This window comes from Planctopirus hydrillae (genome assembly GCF_001707835.1).
Lineage (GTDB): Bacteria > Planctomycetota > Planctomycetia > Planctomycetales > Planctomycetaceae > Planctopirus > Planctopirus hydrillae.
In genome coordinates this window covers 97,692-110,054 of record NZ_LYDR01000110.1, presented here as the reverse complement: position 1 = coordinate 110,054, position 12,363 = coordinate 97,692, and the positions used below count along the sequence as shown (strand labels likewise).

The 12,363-nt window shown below is 53.8% G+C and carries 10 protein-coding genes and 1 tRNA gene; 8 read left to right on the top strand and 3 right to left on the bottom strand.

Features of this window, described 5'->3' with window-relative positions; translation table 11 throughout:
• Positions 1-7: 7 nt before the first annotated feature.
• From A6X21_RS13195 to A6X21_RS13185, 3 genes are all read left to right on the top strand, one after another.
• Positions 8-856, top strand: a complete 849-nt coding sequence (locus A6X21_RS13195; RefSeq protein WP_068848592.1) for a hypothetical protein — start codon at positions 8-10, stop codon at positions 854-856.
• Between the two features lie 64 nt (positions 857-920).
• Positions 921-1,565: an RNA polymerase sigma factor gene (locus A6X21_RS13190; protein WP_068848590.1), complete on the top strand. Its 645-nt coding sequence runs from the start codon at positions 921-923 to the stop codon at positions 1,563-1,565.
• Complete coding sequence (locus A6X21_RS13185) at positions 1,555-2,115, top strand: hypothetical protein (protein WP_068848588.1); 561 nt, start codon at positions 1,555-1,557, stop codon at positions 2,113-2,115. Before A6X21_RS13190 ends, A6X21_RS13185 begins: the two co-directional genes overlap by 11 nt.
• Before the next feature lie 66 nt (positions 2,116-2,181).
• Here A6X21_RS13185 and A6X21_RS13180 read toward each other — a convergent pair whose 3' ends face one another.
• Complete coding sequence (locus A6X21_RS13180) at positions 2,182-3,045, bottom strand: YggS family pyridoxal phosphate-dependent enzyme (protein ID WP_165603794.1); 864 nt, start codon at positions 3,043-3,045, stop codon at positions 2,182-2,184.
• Positions 3,046-3,340: 295 nt separating this feature from the next.
• Here A6X21_RS13180 and A6X21_RS13175 point away from each other — a divergent pair.
• Positions 3,341-3,413 (top strand) — tRNA-Thr (locus A6X21_RS13175).
• A 358-nt stretch (positions 3,414-3,771) separates the two neighbouring features.
• Here A6X21_RS13175 and A6X21_RS13170 read toward each other — a convergent pair.
• Both A6X21_RS13170 and A6X21_RS13165 read right to left on the bottom strand, forming a co-directional pair.
• The gene (locus A6X21_RS13170; RefSeq protein WP_083233604.1) at positions 3,772-4,788 is read right to left on the bottom strand and encodes a ribose-phosphate diphosphokinase; all 1,017 of its coding nucleotides are present in this window, start codon (positions 4,786-4,788) and stop codon (positions 3,772-3,774) included.
• A 255-nt stretch (positions 4,789-5,043) separates the two neighbouring features.
• Complete coding sequence (locus tag A6X21_RS13165; protein WP_068848586.1) at positions 5,044-7,518, bottom strand: DNA gyrase subunit B; 2,475 nt, start codon at positions 7,516-7,518, stop codon at positions 5,044-5,046.
• A 501-nt stretch (positions 7,519-8,019) separates the two neighbouring features.
• Between A6X21_RS13165 and A6X21_RS13160 the strand changes: the two genes are divergently transcribed.
• The 4 genes from A6X21_RS13160 (at position 8,020) to A6X21_RS13145 (ending at position 12,279) form a co-directional block, all read left to right on the top strand.
• Positions 8,020-8,340 (top strand): hypothetical protein, encoded by a 321-nt coding sequence (locus tag A6X21_RS13160; protein WP_230849376.1) that lies wholly within the window; start codon positions 8,020-8,022, stop codon positions 8,338-8,340.
• Between the two features lie 249 nt (positions 8,341-8,589).
• Positions 8,590-9,423 (top strand): ExeA family protein, encoded by an 834-nt coding sequence (locus A6X21_RS13155; protein ID WP_165603793.1) that lies wholly within the window; start codon positions 8,590-8,592, stop codon positions 9,421-9,423.
• 167 nt (positions 9,424-9,590) lie between these two features.
• On the top strand, positions 9,591-11,024 hold the full coding sequence (gene cls, locus A6X21_RS13150) for a cardiolipin synthase (RefSeq protein ID WP_068848582.1): 1,434 nt from the start codon (positions 9,591-9,593) through the stop codon (positions 11,022-11,024).
• Between the two features lie 250 nt (positions 11,025-11,274).
• Positions 11,275-12,279 (top strand): glycosyltransferase family 2 protein, encoded by a 1,005-nt coding sequence (locus tag A6X21_RS13145; protein ID WP_068848580.1) that lies wholly within the window; start codon positions 11,275-11,277, stop codon positions 12,277-12,279.
• The last annotated feature ends 84 nt before the right edge of the window (positions 12,280-12,363 follow it).

Below are 12,363 nucleotides of genomic sequence, written 5' to 3'. Positions count from 1 at the left end.
ACTCAACATGCTTTTGAAACGCTCTGTAACCGCCCTCTTTGCCATTTGCCTGACATGGCTGGCAGCTTTCCCTTCGCTACTGATGGCCCAGGAAACCGACGCTCCGGCGGAAAGCCAAGTCGCAGTCGAGGATCGGGTGATTGCAGAAATTCATCTGGAGGGTGTGCGATTATCAGAAGCGATTGAGCACCTGAAAGAGGTCTATCCGGGGTTTCAGGCCATTGTGATTACCAAATCCAATGTCCCTGCCACCGATCCCGTGCTGCCGAACATTTCACTCAAGAATGTGAAACTGAGAAATATCCTGAGGCTGCTGGAAATCTCCGTTCCGGGTCTTGCCTACGAAACGATTGATGACGGCGAAGAAAATTCTGATCGCATTACTGTATTCGGAGTCGACCCCACCGAAGATGCCCCAGAAAATGTTTTGAAGATCTTCTCTTTGCGAACCATTTTAGGCAGGTCTGATGATCGTCGAGCAGCGTTGGATGAAACTCTCTCTCTCCTTCAGGCTACTCTCGAAGCGATTGGAGAATCCAATTCGGTCTCCATGAAGGTGCATGAAGGAACCGAAACCGTGCTGGTTCGAGGAACTCTGGAGCAGGTCGCCGCTGTCGAGGAGGCGATTATCGCTCTCACGCCGACGTCTGACGAGTTGAAAACTGCAAAGGTCGCTGAGACATCTCAGGCGGAACTGGAAAAGATGGCAGCACAGATCCATCAACTGTCGGAGGCGTTGCCGCGAATTGTTTCTGTCATGGAAAAGTTAAAGCAAACCTCTGAAGCGACCTCAAGCGAACTCGCCGCGTTGCAGAAAAGACTCGATGCTCTCGAAAAATCGGCAGCGGCCAAGTAGTTTCAAAGGATTGCTCTCTGAGACGATTCCCCGATCGATCTAATACCTGCAACCGAGAAACCATGTGCATCAGCCCATCAGCGAACTCACCCGAGCGATGTCTGCTGGATCTGTGAAGGCTATTGAAGAGTTCTATCGGGAATACTTTCCACAAATTTACCGAACGGCTCGGCGCATCACCGGACGCGACGAGTCGTTCGGTCTCGATGTGGTGCAGGAAGCCATGCTGCGAATTCTCCGCTGTATCAAACCCATGGAGAATCAACAGCATCTCGATGCCTGGCTGGATCTGGTGGTAAAATCGACGGCTTACGATCTGCTCAAAGCGGAAGCCCGCCGCCAGAAGCGAGAACAAAAGGCGGCTCAATACCGACAGTCAACAGTCGGCATTGAGCCTGCCGCTCTGGCTGGTGACGAGGAAGCGCATGACCGCCTGGTCTGGTTACGACAACAGCTCTCTCAATTCGATCCGGAACTCGCTCAGATGATTGATCTGCGCTATCAACAATCATGGACACTCGACCGCATGGCTGAGTTTCTGGGACTATCGATTGCGACGATTGATGGCAGGCTTCGTCGAGCCATCGACCGATTGAAAAAAGCCGCCATGTCTCAGGTTGCATTCGAGGAAATCAACACCTCAAGATCAGGCTATCCATGCGAGACCATTCGTCCTGCCATCCACGGGGGAGGAACTTATGATCGATGACGCGAACTTGAGTCGCGAAGGTGAGCGACGAAAAGAGGCCATCCTGATTCTGGCAAAGCAGGCTGGCAAGCGGCGTAGAGATCGGCGAGTGGCCACCCGATGGGGCATCATGATGATGTTCTGCGCTGGTGGTCTTTTTGCGACCTGGCAAATCGTGATCACCGAAACAGCGCGATTTGTGCAACACGCTCCGACTCCTCATCTGCCAACAAGGGAACCAGTTCTGCCGATCGACAATAAGGGCCAGAACCCGGCGGTTCGACAACAACCTGAGTTCGTCAAAGCACCAGATCGTCGAATTCAACCGGCTCGTGATCTTCAACGGGCCCCCCATCTTCAGCCAGCCCGTCCACCAGTAGTGATCTCGAAAATCAAGACGGATCCTGGACTGAGGCAGAAACTATCGATCGCTCGAAAGGCGCCCCTCTGGGAGAAGATCGACGATCAACTGCTGATTGAGGAATTGCGTCTGGGTCAGATCCCCGCGGGTCTGGCCATCGTCGCCGGAAAATCCCAGTTGATTTACCACGATCGCCCGTTAAGTCACTGAAATCGATTCCCATCTGGACTTTCAAAAGCCTGGTAGATCGCTCCTCTTGAACTCAGTGAGGATTCATCAGGCTGGTGGCGTGTCATTGAGGAAACAGCCATTTGACAGACCTTGAAAAAGCCGGGAGCCCACGCGTACATGTGTGGCACCGCATTCGATCGCGATGGGGAAATCGCCACTCATCCCCATCGAGAGCCATGGCAAGCGACACTCCGGGGATATGGCTTCCAACTCGATTTTCAAAGCCTTGAGGCCACTGAAAATCTGAACGAGCTCTGCCGGCGAAGCATCGATCGGGGCCATTGTCATCAGGCCGACAGGCAGGTGGCTCTGGGCCATACAACCTGCAGGACGCTCGACCGCCTGAGTTCGCCACCAGGCTCGCGCTTCGTCAGGTGTGAATCCATGCTTCGAGGCTTCACCACTGACGTTGATCTCGACGAAGAGGGGTAATGGGCGCGGCGAAACCGTCAAAAGTTGATCCAGCCTGGCCAGGAGCCGTTCGCTATCGCACGAATGGATCGCGTCACTTTTACTCAAGGCGACATCCGCTTTATTTCGCTGCAGATGCCCAATCAGATGCCATTTCAAATCGGCTGGTAGCCCCTCGCCACGACTCGAACCGCTGGTAATTGATCGGAACAAGTCTTCGACTTCACTGCGGCGGAGAGCCAGATTCTGTGGACGACTTTCGCCGACATCGCGCACACCCAAATCATACAGGGCAGCAATCACCGGCGCGCGGACATATTTCGTGACGGCAATCAGCTTCACTTCGTTCGGGAGACGACCAGACTTCTCGCAAGCCTGGATGATCTCCTGCTGAACCTCCATGAGGTTCGATGACAACTGCGCGACATCCTGTTCGGCAAGGGCGTATCGAGCTGCTATCGCCAAGTAGTCGGCCGCTGGTGAAGTTGAATTTGTCACGAGATGTTTCATGAGTAGGATGCGGATCGGAAGCTCAGCGGTAACGATTTCAGTCATCCCGCGGGAACTGCTGCGACGATTTCCGACAATGTTCGGAATACAGTGAACACTCCTTTCAGAATCATCACTTCGCAGTCAGAATTCCAGTCCGCAGTGGCTGATCTCTGATTCCGGGGCTCTGTTCATTCACGCCGATTTGGCTGGGGTCTGCCGCATTGTTCCTGAGAATTCAAGCTGAGTCGAAAGTCGCTGGCTTGTCGTGAAAATACTTTCTGGTACATTTTCTAGACAACATGCCTCCGTAGCTCAGCTGGCAGAGCGACGCTTTCGTAAAGCGTAGGTCGCTGGTTCGAATCCAGTTGGAGGCTATTTTTCGCTTTTTTCGTTTGTCACATGGATTACGAATGTGACGCAAGATTTCGCCAGCCTGCCATTGCAGGCAGGCCTTAATTCCTTCTCCTCCTGATCATTCTCGGTTAACTACAGGATGATTGATCGCCTGGCGAAAACTTCCCGCAACGCCCTGATGGCCAGTCAGTGCCAATTCGTGGAGGCCACTCCCGTTTCCTGGGGCTCATAACAATCACCTGCGAAGAGCACCCCGGAATTCAGAACTGCACCTGAGAATTCAATAGTGTGTTAAGGGCCAGTCAAACATGCTTGCTCCGAGCCGCAAGCATGGCACTCAGCGCGCTGCTCAATCCAGAAAGCCACACGACGGCATCTTCAGGGGCAGATGGGACGTCCATCCGGGAAGAGCATGCTGATACTGGTGCGCTCGTGGATCGAGCGAATGGCTTCGGCAAACAGTGGTGCGACAGTCACGACCTGAACATTCGGCGGAAGCGGATCGAATGAGTTCTCGATGGTATCCGTCACGAACATCGACTTGATCTGACTTTGTGCAATTCGCTCACTGGCCCCTTTCGAAAGGACGGCATGAGTCACAGCGGCATAGACATCTCGTGCGCCCCGCTTCTTTAATGTCTCGGCCATCGCGATCAAAGAGCGACCTGTGATCGTCAGATCATCAACGAGCAGCACATTACGATCCTTGACATCACCGATCACCTCCAGCACTTCCACCGTTTCAGAGTGGTCTGTCCGCTGTTTGTTACCGATGACCACCGGTGTCCCCAGCAGATTGGCGTAAGCGGCAGCACCTTTTGCAAAGCCGACATCCGGGCTGCACACCACAAGATCTGGAATCTGCAACCGGCGGACGTGCTCAGCCAGTACCTGCCGACCATAAAGATGATCAACAGGAACACGAAAGAACCCCTGAATTTGCGGGCTGTGTAAATCCATGGTGAGAACACGATCTGCACCAGCCGCTTCAATGGCGTCGGCACAAACACGAGCCCTGATCGAGACGCGAGGTTCGTCCTTTTTGTCACCTTGGGCATAACTGAAAAAAGGAATCACAGCCGTGATGTTCTGAGCGCTGGCCCGCCGGAGTGCATCAATCCAGAAGAGCAGTTCCATGAAGTTGTCGTTCACCGGAAAATGACAACCTTGAATGATATAGGCATCTTTCCCGCGGACATTTTCCTTAATGCGGACGAAGACGTTTCCCTCACTGAAAATATGAGCCCGGCACGGAGTCAGACTGACTCCCAGAGCCGTGGCCACATGCTGCGCCAGCAAGGGATTGGCAGTTCCTGAAAGGATCGCCAGATCGCCTTGAGGAGCCTGAAAGGGAATGGGGCGAGGACCTTCGAAAGTCGTTCGAGGAGTCTCCATGATCTCGCTTTTCTTCCTGCCGTCGATTTGATGATCAACAAAAGGGTCTGAAATCGAACACAATTTGAAACGATGAGTTGTTGATACCTAAGCCATTTTCGCTTGCAGATGCTTTCCAGGAGATCACAGCGAAGTGTTGAGGCGAAGACATGTTTGCCCAGAGCTGCTAGCATGGCACAAAGGCTGCTGCAAGCATGGCACGCAAAGCGCTGTTCAAACCTGACATCCGTACGACTGGTTTCTGAGTGACAATAGTTAAATATCGAGATCTTTGACATCCAGCGCATGCTTCTCGATGAATTCCCGGCGAGGTTCCACCTGGTCGCCCATCAGGACGCGGAACATTTCATCAGCCGCCGCAGCATCGTCCATACGAACCTGCAGAAGCGTGCGGGCTGACGGTTCCATACTGGTTTCCCAGAGTTCTTCGGGATCCATTTCGCCCAGCCCCTTAAAGCGGGTGACTGTCAGACCATCTTCGCCGAGTGCACGCAGTTTTTCGAGAAGTTCCCGGAGACTTTGCAGTTTAAGAACAGACTTTTCCTGTTCGATGCGGAAGGGGAAGACCAGTTCGCCATCGCGCATACCAGCCGGAATAAGATGCCGGAATTGAATTCCAATGCCCCTGAGATCAGAGAGCACATCGTTCAGCGTGCGGATCTCGTGAAGGTCTGTCAGTTGAGCAGCACCTTCCACGGGCTTGGTCGTCTCTGCAGGGACAGGCTGAGCATCGCTGTTAGCCATATTCAGTTCGCTGCCGCGACGAGCCGCTTCGGATTGCAGGAATGCTTCCACCTCTTCGCGAGCATGGAACCAGTGATCGGTTCGTGAAATCGTGACCCGATACTGCGGGAGCTTGAAATTTGCATTGAGCAGCGGTTCGAGAGATTTCAAAGAAATTCCCCGTCGCTCAAGAAGTTCGACAGGTTCGGCCAGCCGCCGCATCAGATTCACGACGTGTCTGAGCGATTCGCCCTCAAAGGTGAAGCCATCATTCGGGTCAACGAGCCGGGTGCCGTTCATCCCGAGTTCGATTAGCTCCGTCATCATCATGTCGTGTGTCTGCACGTAACGAGTCTTATTTTTCTGAATGACTCGATAAAGAGGTGGCTGGGCAATGTAGATGCAGCCGTGCTCCACAAGCGCCCGCATGTGGCGGAACAGAAACGTGAGCAGCAGCGTCCGGATGTGGCTGCCATCGACGTCGGCGTCAGTCATCAGAATGATCTTGCCGTACCGTCGCTTGGTGACATCTTCCAGTTCCGCCATCGGTGGGATTCCGACGGCTTTGAACAGGTTGGCAATCTCCGCATTGTCGAGAATCTTGACGAGCTGGGCCTTCTCGACGTTCAGGATCTTACCACGCAGTGGCAGAATGGCCTGCGTGTTGGAGTCGCGGCCGGTATCTGCAGAACCACCGGCTGAGTCCCCTTCCACAAGGTACAGCTCGGTGATGTCGAGTTCCCGGCTGCGGCAATCGCGCAGCTTTTCGGGCAGGCCTCCGGAAGTCAAAGCCCCCTTGCGGCGTACCATTTCGCGGGACTTGCGGGCAGCTTCGCGGGCTTCAGCCGCCATCGCACCCTTCTGGCAGATCTTCTTCGCGATCCCTGGATTCTCTTCGAAGAACTTGGTGAGACCTTCAAAGACAATCGAGTTGACAATCCCTTCCACTTCTCCGTTCGAAAGTTTGGTCTTGGTTTGACCTTCGAATTGAGGGTGCGGCACGCGGACGGCAATCACGCACACCAGACCTTCGCGGAAGTCATCCCCAGTGGTGTCGATATCTTTGAACAGGTTTTCGCGCTTGCCGTAGTTGTTGATGGCGCGTGTGAGTGCGGAGCGGAATCCCGAAAGGTGAGTTCCACCCTCCATGTTGTAAATGTTGTTGGCGAATGCCCGCACGGTTTCGCTGAAGCCATCGTTGTGCTGCAGGCAGACCATGACCTTGACGCCCTCAACTTCTCCTTCAATGGAAAGAATATCCGAGTACAAGGTGGTTTCGGTGCGGTTCAGATGTTTGACGAACTCTCGCAATCCATCGGGGTAGTGAAACTCTTCGGACTGTTCGGTTCGTTCGTCAGCCAGGCGAATGTGAATCCCTGCGTTGAGGAACGCCAGTTCCTGCAGTCGCTTGGCAAGGACATCAAAAACGAACTTGCTCTCGGTAAAGATCGTGGAATCGGGCTTGAAAGTAATTTTGGTGCCGGTGACATCGGCCAGGCCGAGTTTGGTCAATTCAGTCGTGCGGGTGCCGCGTGCAAAATCCATGGTCCAGACATGGCCTTCACGACGGATCTCCGCTGAAAGCCATTCACTGAGGGCATTGACCGCTGTGATGCCGACGCCGTGCAGGCCACCAGTTCCGGTCTTGTAGCCACCCTGACGGTCAAACTTCCCACCGGCATGAATCTTGGTGAGGACAATCTCGAGTGCCGACTTCCCCCCCTGATCGGCCATCGCTCCGACAGGAATCCCGCGGCCATCGTCGATGATTGAAACACTGCCATCAACATTGATCTTTACGGAGACCCAGGTGGCATAGCCGGCCACAGCTTCGTCGATGGAGTTATCGACCACTTCGAACACGAGGTGATGCAATCCACGGGAGCCTCGATCGCCAATGTACATGTCGGGGCGAAGACGAATCCCTTCAATCCCTTCCAAGGCTCGAATGTTCTTTTCACTGTACTCACTCGTCGAAGGGGCAGGCGTCGCGGCGGCGTCGGACAACGGTCACTCCCGGCTGTGTGTTGCTCTCTTGTACCCTGGCTCAATCCTTCTCGCGCCAAAGGCTTAAGGTCATTTCGATCATACCAGAATCGAGGAAAAATTGACACTCCGAGTCGCAGGATTCTTCCCCAGACTCAAGAGAGTTCCGATGACAACTAAATTTTTCGCAACGTATTAATTTAAAACAGCTTACGACATGGAACGAGTGCCAAAAAACCAGGATCTCTCCGCCTGGCAGATCGCAGGGTATGAAAAGGGTGACTGAGCTATTTGGTTTGCGTGGCAAAATGGCTGTTTCGAGTCGAGTCTGAGTGTTCAGGTCAGCGATTGGGGAATCATCGGCGGAATATGCCAGCCTTTGATTCTCCGTCGTGCGAACTGACGAAAACTGCCTTTCATCAAACTGCCGACCGTAAGAATTTCACTGGTTATGCGGATTGTGGCGAAGTTTCTGGCCAACTGGCGCCGATGATTGGAAGGCCAGGAGAGATGGAACATTCCATGCTTTCCAGATCGATTGTCAGAATTGTCGAATTGGTCGCCCGGGGCGGCCCCATTTTCGCCTGTGGCCAGGAAGAGATCATGAACGGAATGCAATCGACCGGATGGCGGATGTCAGTCGCCCTGATGGTGCTGTCGGCTTCAGCCTCAATGTCGGGCTGCTTCCAGACCACTGTCGGCGGACAGACATTGCCTTCAGCCTATTATCTCGAAGACGATGTCCAGTATTTCCCTGCTGGCCCTGAAACGAGGCTCTACAACCAGATTCAGGCGATGGAACGCTACAATCTCGAACGCGAACAGCTCGAATCCTCATACTAACTGACGGCGTGACTCCTACAGGATCTGGTGAGGACCTCCTCCAGAAACTGTTCGAGGAGATGGTGAGTCGACTTTGATTCACCGGGCCAGTCATTTGTGAATTTGAGTGCCTTCGTGCCAGCGCTTGCGAGTCTGTACTGACAGGTCAGCGCTGGCGATCTGGTAACGCCACGTTGATCGAGCGGTGCTCATCAATGCTGTGGGCGGGTCTGATTATCTTCTTCAATCGCTTGTCTTCGGATGCTCGTCATGATGCCGGAAGATTCACTGACGCGCCCCTCACCCTTCAGGCTCACGCTGGCTCCCGATGATTTTTTTGCCAGTGTGGAACACGAAGAAGCGCTCTCCCGCCTGTGGTATCTGGCGGAACAGCGGGCACCTGTCGGTGTACTGAGCGGAATCAGTGGTACGGGAAAGACGTTTCTGCTGCATGTCCTGGCTCGAGAGCTTTCGCAGGTGGGAGTCGAAGCGATTCTGCTGGATGCCACCAGCCTCGACCGTCACGAACTGCTCTGGCGTATTGTCGAAGCCCTGGGACTGGGCCCGGATGTCGAAGACAGCCCGCTCTGGCTCTGGTCGCGGCTGACAGATTTCCTCGAAGGCCAGAAATCCACTGGCCAGCGTCTGGCATTTATGATCGATCATTGCCAGACACTCGATCCTGCGGCGGCGCACGTTCTCCGCAGATTGCTCTCACTATCGGTGGGATGTGAATCAAACGTGACCTGGATCTTTGCAATTGGTCGCTCAGAAGAGCATGCCTTTCTGTCGTGGCTCGAAGAATCGAGCGGTCTCAAAATTGATCTGCCGATCTGGTCATCTGCCCGTTGCGATGAATTCCTCCGCTGGCGACTGGCCCGTAGTGAGTATTCACTGCCGATCTTTACCAAAGCGGCCGTGGATCGGCTTTACACACGCTCGCGCGGGATTCCGCTGGAGATCTGCCGACTGGCCGATCTGGCACTGCTGGCCGGGTCTGCTGAGGGGCGAGAACTGATCGGTGCGGAGACGATCGACTGTGTCGCCCAGGAATTGATCCGAGATCGGGAAAGCTCAAGGCCCGGCACTGTCGTCTTTGATTGATCTATCTCGATATCAATCAATTCCGATCGGGAGCTTCGTCGCAGAAGAAAGCGGCAACGATCGCATTCCTTCATAGCGAAGTCCTTTCACTCAGGGCAGAATAAAATCTGTCCACGTGAAGCCAGCAGTAGCGACTGGCGACGATCACTCTTGAGAGGAACTGTGACGTGTTCAACTGGTTGCCGGGCACTTTGGCGGTCATCAGTTTTGTACTCCAGTTTTCTCTCGTCTCAGTGGTGCTCCTGACAAAACGCCGTCAGGAAACAGCCACCGTCGCATGGATCATTACGATCATTACGCTGCCGTACATTGGTGCGATTTTGTACCTGATCTTTGGCATCAATCGTGTTGAATCGACTGTTAAACATCGATTGAGGGCCTGGAGGCGACTCAGCCATCGGCTTCCCGAACTCTCCGAACGACATCTGCTGGACAGTGATCGATTAACTCCACTTCAATCCAATATGGCAAAGGTCGCCACCCGCCTTGCCGAATCCCGCCCGACCATGCATAACCGAGTGGATCTTTTGCATGATGCCGGGATTGCCTTCGATGAAATTGAAACCGCGATCCGCAACGCACGCGCGACAATTCATCTCGAATACTACATCTGGCAACCCGACAAAATCGGCACTCGGCTCAGAGACCTGCTCATCGAAAAGGCCAGAGCGGGTGTCAAAGTTCGATTTCTTTATGACTCGATCGGTTCATTGAGATTGTCCCGCCGCTTTATTGCACCAATGCGGGAAGCGGGAATTGAGATTTCAGCGTTTGTCCCGGGACGAGGCTGGCTCGAATCGTGGTCGTTGAACCTGCGTAATCATCGCAAGATCATCATTGTCGATGGAGAGATCGGTTTCACAGGCGGTATGAATGTGGGCGATGAATATTTAAGTCGCGTCCCCCATTTTGGCCACTGGAGTGATACCCACCTGCGACTGATGGGCCCTTCAGTGCTGCAATTGCAGATGATCTTTGCAGAAGACTGGCATTGTGCCACGGGTCGCGAGATCTCGTGGCAAGACGATTTTCCCCGACCCGAAACACATGGTCATGTCGAGGCTCAGGTGGTTTCGGGTGGGCCGCATATGGAAGATAGCGTATTCCAGGCGCTGTTCTTTGCAGCCATCAATGAAGCCCGGCATCACATCACAATTACCACAGGATACTTTGTTCCCACAAACGCCCTGGTCGTGGCCCTGGAGTGTGCCGCTGTGCGTGGTGTGAAAGTGCGATTACTGCTCTCAGGTGCCAAGGGTTACTGGTACACCCGTATGGCGGGCCGGTCGAGTTACAGCCCGCTGCTGCGAGCGGGTGCGGAGATCTGGGAATACAACCGAGGTTATCTGCACTCGAAAACTTTGACTCTGGACGGCGAGTACTCTCTGGTAGGGAGCCCCAATTTCGATTCCCGCAGCGTCTTTCTGAATTTTGAAGTTGCTGTCGCGATGTACGACAAAGGCATTGCCGAGCAGCTCAATTCGCAGTTTGAAATTGATGTTCGCCAGGCAGAGCCGATCGAGAAAAGCCTGTGGTTCAAACGTTCCCGCTGGCAGAAGCTCCAGGAAAACTGGGCTCGCATGTTCGCCCCGATATTGTAATTCAGCGGTTTTCTCCCAAACCACCGGAAACACCAAAACCACCCAATTCAACCGGGCAGCCGGTCTGGACGTTTTCTTCGACTTCTGCAAAACTCCGTTCGGAAATCTCTCCACGAAACCTGCGAGCTCAAGACTTACGACTCAGCAACCAATTCACACACCAATTCACCGGCAATGCCTGCATCGATGACATGGATGTCATTCCGAGCGATGCAAATGCCCTACGGATGTCGGCAACAGGCGATTTAATATGCACGTTTCGATTGTCGTTCCTATCTATAACGAACTCGAAAACCTTCCACTTTTGCATGCCGCCATCATGCGGGTGATGGAGCCACTGGAACACAGTTGTGAGTTAATCCTCATCAACGATGGTTCCACCGATGGTTCTACTGAGGTCATGGATCAGATTGCTGCGGCAGATTCCCGAGTGAAGCTGATCGAGTTTCGCAAGAATTTTGGCCAAACCGCTGCGATGCAGGCGGGGATTCAGGCAGCCACTGGTGATGTCATTGTCACCATCGATGGTGACCTGCAGAACGAGCCCGAAGATATTCCGATGATGCTGGCGAAAATCGAGGAAGGTTACGATCTCGTGCATGGCTGGCGAAAGAACCGGCAGGATGCAGTTCTCCACAGGAAACTTCCATCGGTTTGTGCCAACTGGCTGATTGGGAAGGTGACTGGTTTCCCGGTGCACGACCTCGGTTGCACACTCAAAGCCATTCGCAGCGAAATCGCCAAGGAATTACAGCTTTATGGCGAGATGCATCGCTTCATTCCCATTCTTGCGAGGCAGCGTGGAGCACGGTGCATCGAAGTCGTTACCAGGCATCATGCCAGGCGTTTTGGTGTCTCGAAGTACGGTCTGGGCCGAGTCACTCGCGTGCTGCTGGATCTGGCGACCGTTAAATACCTGATTCAGTACGCCGTCAGCCCCATGAAACTCTTCGGGATGATGGGACTGATGGCCATGTTCACCAGCGGTCTGGCGGCATTTGCAAGTATCGGCCTTAAGCTCGCCTATAACTATGATATGACAGGCAACCCCCTGCTGCTGCTAAGTGCTGTTTCCGGATTGGCGGCAATTCAGTTTGTCTTTCTGGGTTTACTGAGCGAACTCTGCTCCCGCATCTATTTTCAGGTGCAGAACGTACAGACTTATGCTGTCCGCAAAACGACCAATTTTGAGACAGTTTCACTCGCCATTTCACCGGCCCCACTACTGGATCCTCGCTCACGCCGGGCGGCATGAGCGCGGGTGTCATTTCGACTCCATTACTGAATTTTTCTCATGGGCTCTCGGGCGGCATGTCAAAAAGTCATTGCTGCTCAAGGA

What these genes read in the sequence shown, in the direction of transcription:
- A6X21_RS13195 (WP_068848592.1), top strand. Translation starts at nt 8, where the DNA reads ATGCTTTTGAAACGCTCTGTAACCGCCCTCTTTGCCATTTGCCTGACA.
- A6X21_RS13185 (WP_068848588.1), top strand. Translation starts at nt 1,555, where the DNA reads ATGATCGATGACGCGAACTTGAGTCGCGAAGGTGAGCGACGAAAAGAG.
- A6X21_RS13170 (WP_083233604.1), bottom strand. Translation starts at nt 4,788, where the DNA reads ATGGAGACTCCTCGAACGACTTTCGAAGGTCCTCGCCCCATTCCCTTT.
- A6X21_RS13160 (WP_230849376.1), top strand. Translation starts at nt 8,020, where the DNA reads ATGCTTTCCAGATCGATTGTCAGAATTGTCGAATTGGTCGCCCGGGGC.
- A6X21_RS13155 (WP_165603793.1), top strand. Translation starts at nt 8,590, where the DNA reads ATGATGCCGGAAGATTCACTGACGCGCCCCTCACCCTTCAGGCTCACG.
- A6X21_RS13145 (WP_068848580.1), top strand. Translation starts at nt 11,275, where the DNA reads ATGCACGTTTCGATTGTCGTTCCTATCTATAACGAACTCGAAAACCTT.